This is a genomic window from Daejeonella sp. AP26 (genome assembly GCF_056680515.1).
This window is the reverse complement of the sequence record NZ_CM155286.1, coordinates 3363047-3382634: the sequence shown is the minus strand read 5'-3', so window position 1 is coordinate 3382634 and position 19588 is coordinate 3363047. Positions and strand designations below refer to the sequence as shown.

At 37.3% G+C, this 19588-nt stretch carries 13 protein-coding genes; 12 read left to right on the top strand and 1 reads right to left on the bottom strand.

The window, feature by feature from the left end:
* The first annotated feature begins 59 nt into the window (after window positions 1-59).
* The 12 genes from asnB (at window position 60) to AC1MCB_RS14340 (ending at window position 16956) form a co-directional block, all read left to right on the top strand.
* Window positions 60-1886, top strand: coding sequence for an asparagine synthase (glutamine-hydrolyzing) (asnB, locus tag AC1MCB_RS14395; protein ID WP_479965404.1), 1827 nt, complete (start codon window positions 60-62; stop codon window positions 1884-1886).
* 1056 nt (window positions 1887-2942) lie between these two features.
* Entirely contained in the window at window positions 2943-4634 is a 1692-nt protein-coding gene (locus AC1MCB_RS14390) for a malectin (RefSeq protein WP_479965403.1), read from the top strand.
* A gap of 1244 nt (window positions 4635-5878) precedes the next feature.
* A complete protein-coding gene (locus tag AC1MCB_RS14385) occupies window positions 5879-7540 on the top strand; it encodes a malectin (protein ID WP_479965402.1) in 1662 nt (553 codons plus the stop codon).
* Between the two features lie 119 nt (window positions 7541-7659).
* The gene (locus AC1MCB_RS14380; RefSeq protein ID WP_479965401.1) at window positions 7660-8817 is read left to right on the top strand and encodes a right-handed parallel beta-helix repeat-containing protein; all 1158 of its coding nucleotides are present in this window, start codon (window positions 7660-7662) and stop codon (window positions 8815-8817) included.
* A 90-nt stretch (window positions 8818-8907) separates the two neighbouring features.
* Window positions 8908-9990 carry a glycosyltransferase family 1 protein gene (locus AC1MCB_RS14375; RefSeq protein ID WP_479965400.1) on the top strand — a complete coding sequence of 361 codons (1083 nt, stop codon included), beginning with the start codon at window positions 8908-8910 and terminating at the stop codon, window positions 9988-9990.
* Between the two features lie 16 nt (window positions 9991-10006).
* Entirely contained in the window at window positions 10007-11092 is a 1086-nt protein-coding gene (locus tag AC1MCB_RS14370) for a glycosyltransferase family 1 protein (RefSeq protein ID WP_479965399.1), read from the top strand.
* 11 nt (window positions 11093-11103) lie between these two features.
* Window positions 11104-12213 carry a glycosyltransferase gene (locus tag AC1MCB_RS14365; protein ID WP_479965398.1) on the top strand — a complete coding sequence of 370 codons (1110 nt, stop codon included), beginning with the start codon at window positions 11104-11106 and terminating at the stop codon, window positions 12211-12213.
* A gap of 167 nt (window positions 12214-12380) precedes the next feature.
* Window positions 12381-12986, top strand: a complete 606-nt coding sequence (locus tag AC1MCB_RS14360; RefSeq protein WP_479965397.1) for a sugar transferase — start codon at window positions 12381-12383, stop codon at window positions 12984-12986.
* 80 nt (window positions 12987-13066) lie between these two features.
* Complete coding sequence (locus AC1MCB_RS14355) at window positions 13067-13702, top strand: acetyltransferase (RefSeq protein WP_479965396.1); 636 nt, start codon at window positions 13067-13069, stop codon at window positions 13700-13702.
* 62 nt (window positions 13703-13764) lie between these two features.
* A complete protein-coding gene (locus AC1MCB_RS14350) occupies window positions 13765-14889 on the top strand; it encodes a GNAT family N-acetyltransferase (RefSeq protein ID WP_479965395.1) in 1125 nt (374 codons plus the stop codon).
* 93 nt (window positions 14890-14982) lie between these two features.
* Complete coding sequence (locus AC1MCB_RS14345; protein ID WP_479965394.1) at window positions 14983-16131, top strand: aminotransferase class I/II-fold pyridoxal phosphate-dependent enzyme; 1149 nt, start codon at window positions 14983-14985, stop codon at window positions 16129-16131.
* 387 nt (window positions 16132-16518) lie between these two features.
* Window positions 16519-16956 (top strand): helix-turn-helix domain-containing protein, encoded by a 438-nt coding sequence (locus AC1MCB_RS14340; protein WP_479965393.1) that lies wholly within the window; start codon window positions 16519-16521, stop codon window positions 16954-16956.
* Between the two features lie 56 nt (window positions 16957-17012).
* Here AC1MCB_RS14340 and AC1MCB_RS14335 read toward each other — a convergent pair whose 3' ends face one another.
* Entirely contained in the window at window positions 17013-19505 is a 2493-nt protein-coding gene (locus AC1MCB_RS14335) for a TonB-dependent receptor (RefSeq protein ID WP_479965392.1), read from the bottom strand.
* Between the last annotated feature and the right edge of the window lie 83 nt (window positions 19506-19588).

The following is a 19588-nucleotide window of genomic DNA, read 5'->3' as shown; positions in this document are numbered from 1 at the left end:
TTATTTGTGTTAGGCTCGATAGACTTCGATTCTAAGCGTTAATTAAGTTAATCAATCTTATGTGTGGTATATACGGTTCAACAATAAAATACAGTAACTCAAACATTCAAGATAAATTGAAACGTATTAGCTTTAGGGGACCTGATTTCTCGGATTTTCAGCTTGTCGGCGATGTGGTTTTGGGGCATAATAGATTATCTATCATTGATTTAGATCCTCGATCTAACCAGCCATTTACTTATATGCATTTGCATATTGTTTATAATGGTGAAGTATATAATTATTTAGAATTAAAGGAAGAACTTATCACCAAGGGCTTTGAATTTGCTACATCGTCGGATACTGAAGTTATTTGTGCATCTTATCTTGCATTCGGGAAGGATTGTGTCAAGCGATTTAATGGAATGTTTGCCTTTACAATTTATGATTCCCGTACTAACGTGTTATTTGGTGCAAGGGATCGCTTAGGTAAAAAGCCTTTTTATTATTACCAGGATAATAAAAATTTTGAATTTGCTAGCCAGCCCTCGCAGATTAGTTTATTTAACAATTTTAGTATTGATGAGGCTGCCATCAGCGAATATCTTATTTGGGGGTATATTCCTGAACCAAAGTCGATTTGGTCTGAGGTAAAGAAATTGCCTGCCGCACATTGGTTTACGTTTAACGTAGTAAACGGCGATTTCAAAACTGAAAGTTATTGGGATTTGGATTACAATTGGCAGGATAAATTTACCGGGACTTATGACGATGCCAAAATTGAGCTAAAACGTATTCTTACGGACTCCGTAAAGCTACGGATGATTGCTGATGTCCCCTTAGGAGTGTTTCTTTCCGGTGGTATTGATTCCTCTATAATTGCTTCCATTGCATCCGGACTTGTAAGTAATCTCAGCACATTTTCCGTTAAATTTAATGAGGAAGGTTTCGATGAAAGTACCTATGCCAGCCAGGTAGCTCAATATTTAAAAACAAATCACCATACTATAGAATGCAATTTTAATGAGGGAATAGATCTAATTAGAGATTTTTCAACATATTACGACGAACCTTTTGCTGATTCAAGTGCGATTCCGTCCATGCTATTGGCTAAATATACTAAACAACATGTGACCGTAGCATTAAGTGGTGATGGCGGCGATGAAGCTTTTATCGGGTATCCCAGATATAGTTCAATTAACAAATTGCAAAGTATTTTTAAAGTTCCTGAATTCGTACGTGGGATAGCAGGATCTGTTCTAAAAATGTCCCCTGTGTACAAACACAAATTAATGGGAATGGGTGGCTCCTTTAAGAATGTCGAATCATTATACGTAAAGTTTTTTGGCGGAATGGAGAATTCCTGGGTTAAAAAGCCAAATGAAGGGCTTATGAATCCTTACATGAATAATCTGTTAAACTCTGACAAACCATTGGTAGAAAGAGTTTCCGACTTTGATATAAAAACATATTTAAATGGGGATATAAATACGAAAGTAGATAGGGCTTCTATGGCGTTTTCACTTGAAACTCGTGCGCCGCTTATGGATTATCGAATTATTGAGTTTTCACGAAGTCTGCCAACAGCCTATAAATTTTCTTCAAATGGAGTGCAGAAAAGGATTTTAAAAGACTTATTATACGATTTCGTTCCTGAGCATTTATTCGACAGGCCGAAAGCGGGCTTTGCACTGCCACTCCAGCACTGGTTCAGAACAGATCTGAAAGAGTATGTATTGGATACTTTATCGGAGAAAGAGCTACAGAATCTCCCTGGTATAAATGTTAAAAGGGTGACAGAAATTATACAAGAACATATGTCCGGAAAGTGGAACAGGCATCCCCAAATATTTAAACTTTTAATATTGCAACAGTGGATGAAAAAAAATCAAAATCACTTGGATTGATTCAAGCTTTTATTTAAGTAGTTTCATTATTTTATGGCGGTTGCTAAATTACTTTCCCATAATCCAACATGTTCTTGATAACGGACTTTGGGTTGGAATGGTGCAAATAATTTATTCGCTCCCTTCTCGAGAGACTCCCTGTATTCATCCTTAGTTAAAATTAAATGTATCGACTTCGGTAATCGATTTGACAAGGGTGTGTAGGTGTTCTGACCCATAGCTAAGCCGTGAAATGCCTGTATGAACAACACAACTACTGACAACTTAGTCTTCACTGCAAACTTTTTGGCTGAGTGTCGATTCGGGAATATTAAATTTTAATTGTTCGTATCCGTGGGTGACCAGGTTGGGTATAAAATTTTCTTAGAAGTGGCAGCCTACCTCAGACCTAATTAGATAAATTGTTTGCCCAAACAAGTCAGCACCTTCCAATACAACCCTTAGGCTTCCAAAAGGGGCCTATCAGGAAAACTTATGGTTTGGATTATTAATGGCATCAGCCGAGTGAGTAAATAGATAATCACCTAACGCTGATTTGCATAGAGTAAAATTAAAGTTCTCATGAAATCCTGGACAGCTCTGAAAAAAGGTTACACCAATCGGTCAACAAGTTAGTGAGTAAAGAGAATTATAGGTGATATATGGCTTGAATCGCTGAAATGGAAACAAGGATAATTGACACAATGTAGGTTTTGGTGATTCGCTAATGGGTGTGTTTGACCTCGTAGACTTCCCATTAGGGAATAAATACTTTACCTGTTTACTGAATAAGATTAAAGATAATTAGGTAACAACAATCTGAAAAAAAATAAACTTAATTTGTTGTCGAATCGGTCAAATATATTAATCTTGTTACAATTAAATGTAACTACTGTTATTTTGTTAGGCTCTTTTTAAGTCTATTGTAAAAATTTCTTGTTTGTAGAAAGTTGTTTAATAGTTCTTTTTGGGATTTTAAAAAATTAACAATGTCATTTATAACAAAGGGGTAATAATCTCGTTTATGTCCTGAAATTACGACACATCGTGGTGATAGTGTCCAGTAAAGCATAAACTATGAGTATAAGAAAAAATTACCCTGCGAAATTGATTAGAATCTTTCTTTTTTGCACGACTGCTTTCATTTTAAGCAATTGTAAAAAGGAAAATCTGGACACAGATCTAATGGCGAATTCAGCCAATTTACCATCGTCGACAGCTCTTAAATCACAATTGCTAGCTTCGTCCAATTTAAGTATGGTTACCTCTTCAAGTTATTACCTTGAAAAATCACTTCCTTCGGGGTATGTTAAAGACGGTTCAAGGGACTACACCTCAGTAATTCAAGCCGCAATTCTTAAGTATCCTAATATTGTCTTTCCAGCCTTTCCTATCTTAATTAACGAGGGTGGATTGGATATTCCCTCTAATCGCGTTCTTACATTTTTAGATGGTTCGGAATTGCGAATGAAGCCTAACTCACAACCCGGGTATGGAATGCTGGAGATGCGAAATGCAACCAATGTAACGCTGGTAAATCCTGTTGTAAAAGGTGACAGATACAAGCATACAGGAACCACGGGCGAGTGGGGAATGGGTATTTCCATTTATGGAGGTAGCAATATTACCGTATTAAGCCCCGAAGCTCGGGAAATGTGGGGCGATGGTATGTACATAGGCATTGAAAACGGAGTAATTCCAAAAAACATTACGATCAAAAATGCGGTTTTGGAATATAACAGGAGAGACGGTATTACTATCGTAGCTGTCGATGGATTAAATTTAGAATCGCCCTATGCGGCCTTTTCAAATGGCACAAAACCGATGGCTGGTATTGCTTTTGAGCCCAATAACAGCAAAGCGGAGATTAAGAATGTGTTGATCACTAACCCACGGACAGAGGGAAATGCCGGACATGGGATGTTCGTAGATTTTGGAAATCTGATGGGCGGCGGGCAGAAGACAGTAGGTGTGACGGTACATAATCATACCGATGTAAAATCGAAGGTGGGCATGACAACCATGAGCCGGGCTTCTGACGGAAGCTCCACTATAAAGGGTGATTTAAAGTTTGTCAATCCCGTTTGGGGCCAGAATTATAGCGCAATATATACCATTTTATATGGTTCCAACGACGTGCATTTAACAATCGAAAATCCTATAGTTAAAGACCTTAGCAATAGACAACTTACAAAAGATGAAACTCTTAGCGAATTGAGGGATTTATTGAATCCGAAAGCCAGGGATTATACAACGATTAATTTTACTTCAATCTGGCCCAATATGGTTACTAGTCTCACTTCTCCAATAGTTTCTACCTCGCCGAGTACGGCCGCAATATTCGCTGTCAATGCCGGCGGATCCACTTTTACAGCATCTAATGGTATAACATACCAGGCTGATAAAAACTTTTCGGGAGGTGATACATTTCAGACGTCAGAGACAATAGGAAATACTTCTAGCGATGCTCTTTATCAAAGTGAAAGATATGGCAATTTTAGCTATAACATACCTGTTAGTGATGGAACCTATGAGGTAACATTTCTTTTTGCCGAGATATTTCACTCCTCTTCAGGAAAGAGACGATTCGACATTTTTATGGAGGGTGTTCAGTCGATAACAGATTTAGATATCTACGCAAAAGTAGGAGCCTTAAGTAAATACGAGGTTGTAAAACAAGTGCAGGTAACTGATGGTACATTAAATATAAGATTTGATAGTGATGTGGATTATGCAAAAGTTGCTGCATTCCATGTTGTGAAAAAATAGAAGTCTTCCCTCAGAGGGCAGTTAAAATTTCAACAGTCGGAGAGATATTTATCTTGCCAGCTGTTGAAATTTTTGTTTTATACAGGTTTAGATACATAATTTATTGGCCGTCTACCTTTTATCATACAAGTTAACATCGTGCTGTGGCCAGAATTAGATGACTGTTGCCTGCTTGATGCATTACTCGGCTGCAGGTATATGAATAAGCTACCAGGTCGTGGCTGTAAACAACAAACTTTGTCAAAGCTTGATTGGTCTACAAGCTGCACGACGGGCATGATCAATTCAATATTAAATTCCATTTATCCAGGAAACCAATGGCCTAACTTCTAAGCGGCTGAGGCCACAATTTAGAGAGCACTGTTCCCCATTACTAATATTGTTTAAACCAGATAGGTCAGCTTCAATAAGTCATACCAGAGGTGAATGCACCCCCGGGCTTGGTTAATTTCACTGATTTAACGGGCACGTCCTTCAATAGTAGTTGGTGGTGTAGAGTATTTACGACAAAGCAATAGATAAACAATTAGGCAAGTCTCAAAGCAATAAGTGGATCACCTGTCGTCACTTTGTCTTATTTCGTCTCCAGATCATCCGGCCGGGCTGGGCAAGATCTAGGGAATTGCTTAATGGCTTTGCCATTCCGGTGGATTACAGAGTGCCACTCCGCTTCATTCATAAAATCTGTTTCTATGCTCCAAAGTAGTTTTCCAATAGACTCTTTAATAGGGTTGCTAAGGCGGCATCTTTTCTATACATGATCATGAAAGTATTTGCTCAAGAGCGTGCTGTTTATTTAACTCGTAACCCACTACCTTTTTCATTTGTATTAGACTGGCGGTAACGAATGTTTTCTTTTTGACCCAGTCAATTACTGACCCCAGCTGAATTGGTTTTCTTCAAAGTTTTGTAAAGGTTTCCTAGTAGTTTGCTAGTAAGATTTTACTAACAAACTACAAGCATACCATAAGAAAACCTTTATTGTTTTTCTGCAAAGTGTTATTTTTTACTTGGAAGATGCGGGCCTGTGTGCTAAAAGATAAGAAAGTTTTAGAGCTTACCAACACTCGATCGCTTGCTTCAAATAACCCCTTTATTAATTTTAAATTAATAAAGGGGTACCCTTTTAACCGGCAATAAATTTTAATTAATAATATTTTTATGGCGAACAAATTCAATATCATGATTTCAATTCGGAATGTAACATTCAGTAAAAGCTTGCGTACACGACCAAAATTTAAATTATGAAAAGAAAAGATTTGTTTAAAAAGCTATTAACGTTCTCAGGTTTAATAACTATAACTTTCTTTTTTAGTCAGTGCAAAAAGGATAACCAGGCAATAATGACTTCCGAGAATCACCTACTTCCAGAGACGGCGGTGATGTCAACCACTATCCCTGCCGATGCCTACTACATAGAAAAATCCTTGCCTTCAGGTTACGTAAAGGATGGCTCCATAGATTATACAACCGTACTTCAATCAGCTATTCTAAAGTATTCCAATATTGTTTTTCCTGCGTTTCCGATCATGATCAACGACAAAGGTCTAAATATTCCGTCAAACAGGAACATCATATTTTTAGAAGGTTCTGAACTGCGATTGAAACCTACTTCACAAGCGGGTTATGGAATGCTAACCATGCGAAATGCAACCAATGTGACTTTGACAAATCCAGTGTTAAAAGGTGATAGGTACAAGCATACTGGGACCACAGGAGAGTGGGGAATGGGGATTTCCATTTATGGCGGTAGTAATATTACGGTATTAGATCCGGAAGCTCGTGAAATGTGGGGTGATGGTATTTATGTAGGCGTGGAAAACGGTATAATCCCGAAAAATATCTCGATCAAAAATGCGGTTTTGGAATATAACAGGAGAGATGGTATTACTATTGTGGCTATCGACGGATTAAAATTGGAATCGCCCTATGCAGCTTTTTCAAACGGTACTAAACCGATGGCAGGTATTGCTTTTGAACCAAACAACAGCAAAGCGGAAATTAAGAATGTAGTTATCACTAATCCTCGGACGGAAGGAAATGCCGGGCATGGAATGTTCGTAGATTTTGGAAATCTAATGGGCGGTGGTCAAAAGACCGTGGATGTTACAGTGCTTAATCATACGGATGTGAAGTCAAAAATAGGTGTGACCACCATGAGCAGAGTTTCTGATGGCACCTCAACTATTAAAGGCGATCTAAAATTTGTTAATCCAGTTTGGGGTCAAAATTCTGATAGAGCGCTGTTCACGATTTTATATGGTTCTAACGATGTTCGATTGACTATGGAAAATCCGATTGTCAAGAATCTTAACAACACCATGTTATCAAAAGATGCCACCTATACCCTTTTGACGAGCCTTGTCAACCCAAAGGCTAGAGACTATACTACTATCTTCTTTACTTCAATTTGGCCAAATTTGACCGTAACCAATGTTATAACACCTATAGCCACTGTGTCAAACAACGTAGCATTTGCTGTAAATGTAGGTGGATCATCCTTCACGGCCTCCAACGGGATCCAATATCAAGCGGACAAAGGTTTTTCAGGCGGTTATATTTATAAGAACTCAAATGCAATTTCAAATACCTCAGATGACATACTATTTCAAAGCGAACGTTACGGTACCTTCGGTTACTCTGTGCCCGTAACTAACGGAACTTACGAGGTAACTTTAAGATTTGCAGAAATTTACCAATCCTCAGCAGGAAAAAGACAGTTTGACACATTAATCGAAGGAAGTGAAGTTATCAGCAATCTAGATATATATAAAAGTGTCGGCAAAAATGTTCCGATGGATGTTGTAAAGACAGTTTCGGTAACAGACGGAGTTCTGAACATCAACTTTAGACGTGATATCGATAACCCTAAGCTTTCTGCTTTCCATGTGATCGCCAAGCAATAGAAAATTTTATTGATAGATTGGAAAGCCGGACATTCGTTCCGGCTTTCCTTGTTTTAACCTAATATCTCAATGGCATGATTTTTAATTGTGGTTAGAGTCATTTAAGACGTTCTTATCGAATGAAATTGTTTTATATCATCTTTATCAGTCATTTTATATCTATTACTCACTTTGACAATATTATAGATACTAAAGAGGATACTCTTAACAGTAAAATTGTCATAGATTCTCCGGGGGTTAATAGTGCAAGTGAAGTAGGAATTAATTACAGAAGCGTTTACCTTAAAGATTTTCTACCGTTAAATTTTGTAAAGGACGCCTCCGAAGATTACAGCTCAATTATTCAAAATGTGGTAACTAAGAACAGGAATATCATATTTCCTAATATTCCGTTATTAATTAATGATAAAGGCATATCTATACCGTCCAACACAACTATAACCTTTTTACCGGGTTCCGAACTTAGACTAAAGCCATCCTCAAAGCCTGGATATAATATATTACATATTCGTGGTGTATCGAATGTAACGCTTTATAATCCTGTAATAACAGGGGACAGATACACGCATTTGAAGCCAACAGGTGGAGAGTGGGGTATGGGGATCGGAATTTACGGTTCTAATAATGTCTCTATCATTGCTCCTAAAATAAGTAATTGCTGGGGTGATGGAATATATGTAGGCATTGAAAACGGAGAAAACTGTAAAAACATTTCTATTAAACATGCAGTGATAAAGTTCAACCGACGCAATGGAATTTCGGTTATTGGAGTTGAGAAGTTTAGACTGGAGGATAGCTATTCAGCTTTTAATAATGGTGTACCTCCGATGTCAGGAATTGACATAGAACCCAATTCATCACACAATGAGATTAAAGATGTTATCATCAAAAATTTGAGAACCGAACAAAATCCTGGTTCTGGAGTTCAAATTGATTTGGGTAATTTAATGGGAGGCGGCCAAAAAAGATCTGAAATAACGGTTATAAACCATTCCGATATTAAATCAAAAGTGGGTATGATAGTGATGAGCAGAGTTTCGGATGGACGCTCTACGCTTAGGGGCAATATAAAGCTAATAAATCCTAATTGGAGTCAAAATGGCGATAGAGCTCTATTTACCATCTTATATGGAGCAAATGATGTCAGGTTAGCCATTGAAAATCCGGTTATTCAAAAGAATAACAGTAGCAAGAAATTGTCTAAAGCGGAAACCCTCAAACATTTGAAAACCTTACTAAATCCTAAGGCTCGAGATCATACAACGATAGTCTTATGAAACTTTTTCAGGCCTAACAGAAAAATATCTAGATGCTTGGAATTTGAGTCAGTCCCCTCATATCTTTAGAAAGAGATATAAACTTCAACTATGATTAAATTAAAAATTCTTTCTCCACCTAGTATGAAATACTTTGGTGACTTTCATGCATTTAGGAAGTGGGATAAGCAGATAAGGGAAGCAGGAATAGATGTAGAAATTTTGTATGACCATAACAGTCAAAGGTTACTTACCGCAGATAGATTAATACTGCATCACCGTTATTTCGATACTGGATGGGTTAATGCTTTGAAAACCGCTTATGATCAAAATGGCAAATTTGTGAGTTATCTTAAATCCCTAAAGAATAATGTTGGGAAAGTAATTTGGTTCGACGCCGATGATTCGTCAGGTACAACTCAGTTTCCCGTTATTTCGTTTGTCGATGTTTTTGTTAAAAAGCAAGTACTAAAAAATAAAAGCTATTATACAGGCGATCCAGCTGTTACAAAAAATTTAATGGTATGGTCTGATCAACAGGCTGAACAGAAGCAGTTTATACCTTGTCCTGCCGGTGAAATCCACAAAATTAAAGTAGGCTGGAATTTAGCTTTTGACGATTATCGAGATTTTTTGATTCATTACAAGATCAGGAAGTATCTTAGTCATTATATCAACTATAAAATCTTCCCGTTAAAATTTACTTCAGCGTCAAGCGTTAGACAACTGGATGCAACTTTCAGAGGTAAGATTAATTATAACACTACTCATAAGGTTGTAGCTTTTCAAAGAAATAAAGTGCTTGAAATGTTCGGCTCAATGCCTTTCAAGATAGCTTCCGGTGGTGGTCTTTCCAGGAATAAATATTTAGCTGAGTTAAGCAACTCAAAGGTTAGCATCAGTCCATTCGGATTTGGCGAAGTTTGTTATAGAGATTTTGAAACCTTTATCTCCGGATCATTGTTGGTTAAGCCATCAATGGATCATCTGGTCACGTTCCCGGATTTGTTTATCCCGAATGAAACCTATGTTCCAGTGTCATGGGACATGAGCGATCTATCGGAGACTCTAGGGAAAATAATTGACAATTATTCTTCCTACCAACAGATTGCTATTAACGGACAAGAATCTTATAGACGGGCAATCGATAATCCGGATGTTTTCATTAATGCTATTCAGAGAATAATAACTTGAACAATAAGAATTTTATATGCTGTTTTTAAAAATACTAGCTCCGCCCTATAAACGATTCTACTCTGATTTGCACCCTTTTTTCAAATGGAAAAAGCAGTTGTTGGAGTCGGGAATTAATGTGGAGGTGTTATATGATCATAAACAGGTCAATTTCGATAAAACCGACTGCCTAATAGTCAACCATATGTATTTCCATGCTATGTGGAATAACAAATTGTTGAGTGCGAAAGAAAATGAAGAAGAGTGGATAGCTTATTTACAGCAGATTAAACAAAGTGTAGGGCGGTTAATTTGGTGGGATGCACAGGACACTTCATGTAGCACCGGTTTTGGTGTTATTCCCTACGTGGATATATTTTTAAAAAATCAAATATTAAAGGACTCAGAATATTATACCGGTAATGCAGATGAAGAAAAGAATTTGAGAATATGGCTTGATCCAAACATCGAACAGAAGAAATTTGTACCCTGTCCCCCAGAACAAAAGCATAAGATTAAGGTGGGATGGAATCTAGGTTTTAACGATTATAGGTACTTCCCCTTTAAATTACACTATTATTTAAGTAATTACACTCCCTATAATCTCTATGAAGTCAATTTTACTGATGTTGACTCCATCAGAAATATTGATTTAACATTTAGGGGTAAGGTAGATTATGATAATCAATATCCACAACACAATGCCATCTCTTTCCAGCGAAACTTTGTCATTAACCTAATGGCTAAATTGCCACTGAAAAGTGCCTATGGACCCGTTGTAGGGAAAAAGCAGTATTGGAATGAATTAAGAAATTCTAAGGTTTGTTTAAGCCCATTCGGATTTGGTGAAGTTTGTTATAGAGATTTTGAGTCTTTTATTTCAGGTGCAATACTACTAAAGCCTTCCATGGATCATTTAGTAACTTATCCTAACCTATTTATTCCGAACGAAACCTATATACCATTAGCATGGGATTTATCTGATTTGGAAGAAAAGCTGGAGGACGTCATTACAAACTACGCGAGCTATAAACATATTGCCAAAAATGGACAGGAATTGTACAAAAATGTACTTAATGATCCGAATGTCTTTATTGAAAATCTGGAAGTAATATTAAGGTAATTTAAGCTATTATGAGAGACTCGCTATTGTTACTGATGACCCCTGGAATGAGCTTAGAGAAATGGGATTCGGTTGGGCAATTGTCAAGAGAGATTAATTATTATGAAGAATTAAGTAAGAAGTCGGGTTTAAAACTAGTAATATTTAGCTATGGACGGCATGATTCAAAATATAACTTGCCCGGAACAGTAGTACTTACTATGCCCCACTGGATTCCTAAACGAATTCCTTATAGGGTTCAGAATTTCATACACGATATCTCTTCATTATTTACTTATAGGAAATTTTTCAGAAGCACACTAATATGTAAAACTAATCAGTTTTCAGCAGCGGGTTTTGGTGTTTTATTAAAATTGATTTTTGGAACTCCGTTAGTCGTCCGAATGGGATATTATTATTCCCACTTTCGGCCAATTTCTTATAGACGGAAATTCGAAGAACGACTAGCTTTTAGAACTGCTAACCTGATTCTTACAACTTCACCTGAAGCGATGTCCTTCATAATAAGTAACTATAATATACCTTCGGGGAAGGTAAAGACAATTTTCAATAGTGTGAATGTCCAAAGATTTAAGCCCTTAAATCTAGATAAGGAGTGGGACCTGATTTTTGTAGGGAGACTGGAGAAGCAGAAAAATATCGACCTTGTTCTAGAAGTTATGAACCAAGTGGGAGGTAGATCTCTGATAATTGGTGAGGGATCACTTGATTATTTAGTTAAGAGCGCAATTCAGCAGAATCAACGTATTACTTGGCTAAACCGTGTCGATAATGTTGATCTTCCCACATATTATAGCAAGTCTAAGTGTTTTTTACTACTATCTAAGTATGAAGGTAATCCCAAGGTCTTACTCGAGGCAATGGCATGTGGTATACTGTGTATAGGCAATGATGCACCTGGGATACGTGAGTGTATAAATCACAATGTGAACGGAGTTATAGTTAAAAATGATATTGACAAAATTGTGCTCAGTATTAATAACTTATTTTCAGATCAAGGTAAGATGACAGAGATTTGTCAAAACGCAGTTGACTGGACGGCAGAAAATTGTGAATATTCCAGAAATATCGATAAAGAATTGTGTTTTTATTCAAGCATCTCAGATCCATGGATGAGATAGTAGTGATCCATAGAGGCTTTAGATTGACCGGAACGTTAAGGTTGAGTACCCTAAAATATCAGTCACAGTAAATAGCTAGATCTGGTGAAAAAATCCGTGGATTTCCGAAACTATAAAATTTTCAACGCGCTATCAACAGTTGTTTTGATAAGCAACCAATTTATCTGATGTACCAAACCTTTGTTAAACGATTCTTTGACGTAGCTCTTTCACTTATAGTGTTAACTATATTATCGCCCCTTTTCCTTGCGGTAATTTTTTTAATCGGTTGTACTTATTTTGAGAACCCCTTTTTTTTTCAAGCAAGACCCGGAAAAGGTGGTGTGCTATTTAAAATAATAAAGTTCAAAACGATGAACCAAAAGTGCGACGATCAAGGAAATTTACTAAACGGTAATGAAAGAATAACAGGGGTAGGGAGATGGCTTCGAAAGACATCTATCGATGAGTTGCCCCAACTACTGAATGTATTGAAAGGAGACATGAGTTTGATTGGCCCCCGCCCACTATTAGTGGAGTATCTAAAATTATATAATCCACAACAAATGAGGAGGCATGAGGTACGACCAGGAGTGACGGGTTGGGCACAGGTTAATGGGCGCAATAGCATCTCCTGGCAAGAAAAGTTTGACTTCGATATTTGGTATGTAGACCATATTAGCTTTCTAGTTGATTTAAAAATTTTATTTTTAACTATCATTAAAGTTATTGGCATTAAAAATGTAAATTCATCAGATGTGATTACTATGGAGAAGTTCACCGGAAATAAATGATTCTAATTTTAGCCCTTATTTCTTGATAAAGGCGTTCAAATCAATCGATAGCTGATATTAATTTTTAATTAACAGTTTTTATGAAAAGTGTATTGATAGGTGCTGGAACCTATGGGGAAGTATATTTTCATTATTTAAAATATGACGGAAATATTGATATCGTTGGATTTTTGGACGATGATGAATCTAAATCGGTAAATCTTGAGGTGCCAATTATTGCGAAAATGAGGGAGCTAGATAAACTCAGTTCACTCAATGTGAGTAATGTATACTGTCCACTTGGCGATAATAAATTGAGGGTAGAATTACTGAAAAAAGCGCTTAGTATAGGTCTTGCGGTTCCCAATTTTCTTCATTCCAGTAGCATCGTTCCTAGTAATTGTGCAATGGGTAAAGGAGTTTATGTACTACCGGGTTCGATAATTATGCCATATGTCACAGTTAAAAATTTCTGTATGATAAGTATGGGAGTGAAAATCGCTCACCATACCGTGCTAGAAGATGGTGTTTTTATTTCTACCGGCGCTAATGTTGGAGCATCGATTCATATAAATGAGAACGCTTTTTTAGGAATAGGATGCACTGTTATGACGGGAGTATCGTCCATAGGTAAGAATGCAATCATTGGAGCCGGAGCTGTTGTTATTAAGGATGTTCCGGACAATGCCGTGGTTGCCGGTGTCCCAGCAAAAATCATTAAGTTCTCCGACGTCTAAATTGGTCATTGTTTTAAACTTTATAACGGCAAATTCTTAATTAATCTAGTACGGGGTCTATAATGAATGTTTCTAAAGAGAAGTACACTTATATAAATGTTTCTAATCAAAGTATTCAGCCAGTTTTTAAAGCCCCTCAACTTGAAACTATGTCCTACCGTCTAATTACTGTTCGGGAAAGAGAACTTTGGAACCAGTATGTACATGCATGTAACATGTATGATTTCTACCATACATGGTATTATCACTCTTTAGAAAAAAGTGGTGAACCGGTTTTGTTTGTCTATGAACAAGAAGATTGTTTTATCATATTCCCTTTTCTCAAGCGAGCCATTCCGGGTTCGGACCTCAACGATTTTACATCGGTGTATGGTTACGCAGGTCCTATTTCAAACGTCGATTTTGAGAGTATGGACCACAATACAATGGAAGCTTTTATCCAAACCTTTCTAAAATTTCTGAAGGTTGATAAAAATGTTTCAGTTTTCTGTAGGCTTCACCCGATTATTAATCATGATATATTAGTAGAAAAGTTTGGCAGCCTTGTGGATAATGGCAAGACAATTGCGATCGACTTAACAACAACACTTGAAGAACAGCGTTCAAAATACAGAAGGCAGTTCCGTTCGAAAATCAGACAACTTCGAGAAAAAAAATATTATTTAAGGAAAGCGACGTCTAAGGAGGAAGTACGAGCATTTGTCAAAATATACAATGAAAATATGGCTCGCGTACAAGCAGAATCGTATTACTTCTTTGATGAAAGTTACTTCTTTAATATGTTAAATTCTGCTGATTTTGAAAGTTCGGTATTGCTTTTGTATTTAGACGACGAAATTACATCTGGTGCATTTGTCACATTTTCGAATAATATAATGCAATTTCATTTAGCGGCTACTAATAACAAGTATTTGCAAGAAGGTCCAATGAAGCTTCTGATTGACGAGGCATCGCTGGTAGGGCGAGAAAATAATATGTCCTATTTGCACTTAGGTGGCGGAGTAGGTGGTAGTGAGGATTCGCTTTTTGAATTTAAAGCTGGGTTTTCGGATATGATTTTAAGTTTTAAGACATGGAGATTTGTATCTGATCCTGAAGCTTACGATAAGTTAGTCCGGGAGCGATGGGGAAATCAAGTTGTAAAATCGGATTTTTTTCCTCTTTACCGGGAATCAAATAATTTGTAAATTATAATAGTTTAATTTTTTGTTAGGATTTCTAATTAATCTTCGACCTATTTGGGTAGGTGCTGGATTTTTATAACATCTAAAACTTTGACGATGAATAAAAAAATTAGTTTATCATCTCCTCATATGGGAGGGAGTGAATTCTTGTTTCTCAAGAATGCTTTCGATAGTAATTGGATTGCGCCTTTAGGTCCTCATGTAGATGGCTTTGAGAATGATATAGCCACTTATTTGGGTAACGATGTCCATGTTGCTGCGTTAAGTTCGGGAACCGCCTCCTTACACCTGGCCTTGATTATATTAGGTGTTAAATCTGGTGATGAAGTGATTTGTCAGTCTCTTACATTTTCTGCCTCAGCTAATCCTATAATGTATCAGGGTGCGACGCCTATTTTCATAGATAGTGAGGAGAGTTCGTGGAATATGTCCCCAGAATTTTTAGAGATTGCGATCAAGGATAGAATTTCTAAAGGGAAAAAGCCAAAAGCCATAATTGTCGTTCATCTTTATGGTATGCCAGCTTCGATGGATCGTATTATGGATATTTCAAGAAAATACCGGATACCTGTTATCGAAGACGCTGCAGAAGCCTTAGGCTCGACTTATAAAGGGCAGAAACTTGGAACTTTCGGAGATTTAGCTATTCTATCCTTTAACGGAAATAAAATTATTACTACATCTGGCGGAGGGGCGCTCATATCACGAAATGAAGATTGGGTTATAAAGGCTAGATTTCTGGCAACCCAGGCTCGCGATGTAGCACCACATTATCAACATTCACAAGTTGGTTATAACTATCGGATGAGTAATATTTGTGCCAGCATAGGTCGTGGCCAGATGGAAGTCTTACCATTAAGAATCTATCAAAGACGCAAGAATTTTTCGCACTACAAAAGGCTTTTAGGTCATCTCAATAATATTTCTTTTCAAAGTGAACCGGATGACACCTATTTCTCCAATCATTGGTTAAGCACCATTACTTTGGATGATTCAAGTGGCCGCATGACAAATGATTCTTTACGCTTAATTTTGGCAGAAGACAACATCGAAGCAAGACCTGTTTGGAAACCGATGCACTTACAACCTGTTTTTGCTGAGTTTCCATTTTATGGCGACGGAACTTCGGAGAACCTTTTTAGGATTGGTTTATGTCTGCCATCAGGCTCTAATTTAACAGAGTATGAAATCCGTATGGTCATTACCAAGATCAAAAATTGTTTTGAAACATCTTCGGTACTCTAGTCGGTAAAGGGACCGCATATCCGGTTTAAATCGGTACTGCCAACTAAATTGATTTATTTCGTTGACCTAACCTCGATTTTTTGGGTGTGGGCAGTTTTTTTGGAACGTGTGCTAACTAAATCAAAATCATCAGCTCTTTTTGGAGCCCAATGCCAAGTCTATTATAAAATACCCGTGCTTGGGAATATCTTCAAGGTAAGTTTGTTAAGGACAACCTTAGTGGTTTCGGCCTAAATTTAGCTTGTTAATTTAATTTTCCTATTTCTAAAAAAATTTTTATGTTTTAAGTATTGTAACTATATTTAACTTAGTAGTTAATCATCTAGCAATGTTAGACCCTACTATATAGTATCACACTAACTTGACTAACAATTTCAATTGAAAGTTATGGAGTTGAATGCAGGGCAAATCGTAGAACGTGTAGTTCGAAGAAATAAAGTGAGCATTAGTGAGCTTGCCCGCCGTATGCAGGTAAACAGACGCTCTGTTTATAATTGGTTTGATCAAAAAGCTTTGAAAATTGATATTATTTGCAAGATTGGCCACGTTTTAAATCATGACTTTTCAATAGACTTTCCTGAAGCCTTTGGTGATCGAGGTTTCTCCATAATGGAGAAGTTTGTTGACGGAGTGGACGAGAATGAGCATAAACACCCAAACTCCGTTCATTATTGGATGGTGAAATACATTTCTTTACTAGAGAAATATAATGCTTTGCTTTCTCACGAAGCCGGTCAGAAGGATACTACAAACGGAGAAGTTAAGAAATTGCAAACTAAATCCTTTTCTCAGAACGTTTACGAATCTGACAGCATTACCTTATAAATTTAGCTAGGTAAGTTGAGAAAGGCAGATAACAGGATCTGCCATATGAAGTCATTTTACATTTCCTCTTCCGATCTGGATTCTTGCTGCTCCTTTTCTTTACGTTTTCTTTCCCCTATATCTTGTTTCCCAAACCGGTAGCTAAATGTAAGAGTTGCCATTCTTCCTTGCATCCGTCTTTCCGACTCCTGGAAAATAAACTCTGTTTCAGTTGTTTGTCCCCACCTTCTACTATTAAAAATATCACGCACATTAAAGGAGAGGCTGCCGGCTTTATTTTTTAACATGTCAAGCCTTAAAGCTGCATCCATACTATACATTTCTCTGCTCCTTCCCTGGGCACCCACCCGAGGTGCGGTATAATTAGCGTTGAATTGTCCTGTTATATTTTTAGCGAAATTGACGTTGCCGGTTAAGTTTGCATTCCAGTTAAATCCGTCACTGCTTTTTATATTGTATTGGTCACTCCCCTTGAACTGGCTATAGTATAAATTGATATTGGAAGTGATACCAAATGCCTTGGTAAAATCAGCTTTTGAAATAAATTCTAATCCACTGGAGCGGTTCTGCGTGAGGTTAATAAACTGGGTGATAGTTGCTGCATTGTTATCAGGTAATGGTAACCTTATTGCTTGTACTACATCGTTAACTTGCCGGAAATAGGCAGATGATGTAAATGTTAAAAAATCCCAGTACTTGATGTAACTCAATTCAAATGAATTGATGTCCTCAGGTCTTAAACTGGGATTACCGATACGGATATTATTAGGATCTGAAACATCAGCAAAGGGATTTATTTGCCATCCACGGGGTCGATTGACCCGGCGAGTATAACTCAATTGAACTTGCTGATCATTAGTAAGCTTCTGGGTTAAGAAGACGCTAGGGTATAACCTCAAGTAGTCAAGTCTACCCTCGACAATATCACTGCTTGGCGCACCAAATGCTTTATATTGAGTGTTCAGATATGCTTGTTCTCCTCGCACACCAAACTGAAAGCCAAAGTTATCTGTAAGTTGGTTCTGATAGGTGGTGTAGATTGCATAAACTTGGTCATCCAGACCAAAGTCGTTACTCTGTTTGTCATCTACCTGATAGCGCCCAGTTAATGCTTCAAACACCTCTGAATACTGAGTTTCATTATTATTACGAAGTGTAGTACGAAAGCCAGCTTCAAATTTCTGCCTTTCGGTTATAGGGAGAGAATAGTCTAACTGAATATTGTAGTTGGAGTCAAATTCTGAGTTTTCGTTGCTACGTTTATCGACTGAATCTTTTTGCACGCCCGTTAAAGCAAAATATTCCTGATTGAAATTCTGAATATCATCGTCGCTGCTTTCACCGTAGGATAAGTTTGCAGTTAAGTTGTGGCCTTTCTTATTAAATTGTCGGCTAAAATCCATGCTCATATTGTACCCGGAACTATTGCCGTCACGATCTGATGTCCTGAAGCTAGACCCATTCTGATCTGGTAAGTTAAAATACAGATAGTTCAAATTCTCAAAACTACTATTGTCTCTAAAGTTTAGATTGCCGGAAACACCTATTGTGGTTTTCGGATTAATGTAGTAGTCAGCCCCAAGCTTTAAGGTGTTACTTAGATCACTACGATTACTTTCTGTTATATTATTTACCAGACCGTTAGTTGACAGGAATTGCGTGTTGTTAAATCCGCCTCCCAGGCGATTCCCATTTCTAAAACTGTAATTACCATATAAGTTGACATTGCCATCTCTGTAGCTCAGATTAGTGCTTGCATTGTAGTTGTCGTTTGATCCGGCAGACGCTGAAACCGAGCCGTTAAGTCCAACCTTCTTATTTTTTTTTAAGACAATATTAATTATGCCTGACTGACCTTCAGGATCATACTTAGACGAAGGATTAGTCACAAGCTCAATACTTTCTATAGCACTCGCAGGTAGAGACTGTAAAACTTGAGCTATATTTCCACCCAGTGAAGATGGTTTCCCATCTATCAAAACTCGTACATTACTGGTTCCACGAAGATTTACGTTCCCATCTATATCAACGGAGACTGATGGCACGTTAGCTAAGAGATCCGTAGCAGAACCTCCTTCACTGACCAAGCTTTGATTTACGCTAAATACCTTTCGGTCAATTCCTAATTGGATACTGCTGCGCTCAGCTTCAACCACAACCTCATTCAAAACAGTGGATTTCGCAGGAATCATTTTAATTGTGCCCAGGTTTTTCGTCCTATTTTCGGCCGTTAAACTTAAGCTATCACTTACATATGGTTCATATCCCAGAAAGGTAATTTTTAATAAAAATAAACCTTCACTTATTCCAGTTAGTTTGAAGGTGCCATCCAAACCGGATTGCACGACTTTCACAGGCTGGGACTCTAACCCGGAAAATAAGGAGACTGTAGCAAAATCCACTGGTTGACTAGTTTTTGAGTCAATGATTTTTCCGTTGACTTCTGAAGAAGTCACCTTTGACAAAGGACTTGTATTTTGAGCTGAGGAGAAAACAGCGGTGCATAGCAGAAATAAAAGAAGGATATTGGAACGTAATAAAAACCTCATTATACTTTGTTCAGTTATAGTGTATCTGATAAAGACAAAGTAAAGCGGAAGGAGTTTAATAAACTGATGGTAACTATTTTATT

What these genes read in the sequence shown, in the direction of transcription:
- AC1MCB_RS14370 (WP_479965399.1), top strand. Translation starts at nt 10,007, where the DNA reads ATGCTGTTTTTAAAAATACTAGCTCCGCCCTATAAACGATTCTACTCT.
- AC1MCB_RS14375 (WP_479965400.1), top strand. Translation starts at nt 8,908, where the DNA reads ATGATTAAATTAAAAATTCTTTCTCCACCTAGTATGAAATACTTTGGT.
- AC1MCB_RS14340 (WP_479965393.1), top strand. Translation starts at nt 16,519, where the DNA reads ATGGAGTTGAATGCAGGGCAAATCGTAGAACGTGTAGTTCGAAGAAAT.
- AC1MCB_RS14380 (WP_479965401.1), top strand. Translation starts at nt 7,660, where the DNA reads ATGAAATTGTTTTATATCATCTTTATCAGTCATTTTATATCTATTACT.
- AC1MCB_RS14355 (WP_479965396.1), top strand. Translation starts at nt 13,067, where the DNA reads ATGAAAAGTGTATTGATAGGTGCTGGAACCTATGGGGAAGTATATTTT.
- AC1MCB_RS14360 (WP_479965397.1), top strand. Translation starts at nt 12,381, where the DNA reads ATGTACCAAACCTTTGTTAAACGATTCTTTGACGTAGCTCTTTCACTT.
- AC1MCB_RS14385 (WP_479965402.1), top strand. Translation starts at nt 5,879, where the DNA reads ATGAAAAGAAAAGATTTGTTTAAAAAGCTATTAACGTTCTCAGGTTTA.
- AC1MCB_RS14350 (WP_479965395.1), top strand. Translation starts at nt 13,765, where the DNA reads ATGAATGTTTCTAAAGAGAAGTACACTTATATAAATGTTTCTAATCAA.
- AC1MCB_RS14390 (WP_479965403.1), top strand. Translation starts at nt 2,943, where the DNA reads ATGAGTATAAGAAAAAATTACCCTGCGAAATTGATTAGAATCTTTCTT.
- AC1MCB_RS14345 (WP_479965394.1), top strand. Translation starts at nt 14,983, where the DNA reads ATGAATAAAAAAATTAGTTTATCATCTCCTCATATGGGAGGGAGTGAA.
- AC1MCB_RS14365 (WP_479965398.1), top strand. Translation starts at nt 11,104, where the DNA reads ATGAGAGACTCGCTATTGTTACTGATGACCCCTGGAATGAGCTTAGAG.
- AC1MCB_RS14335 (WP_479965392.1), bottom strand. Translation starts at nt 19,505, where the DNA reads ATGAGGTTTTTATTACGTTCCAATATCCTTCTTTTATTTCTGCTATGC.
- asnB (WP_479965404.1), top strand. Translation starts at nt 60, where the DNA reads ATGTGTGGTATATACGGTTCAACAATAAAATACAGTAACTCAAACATT.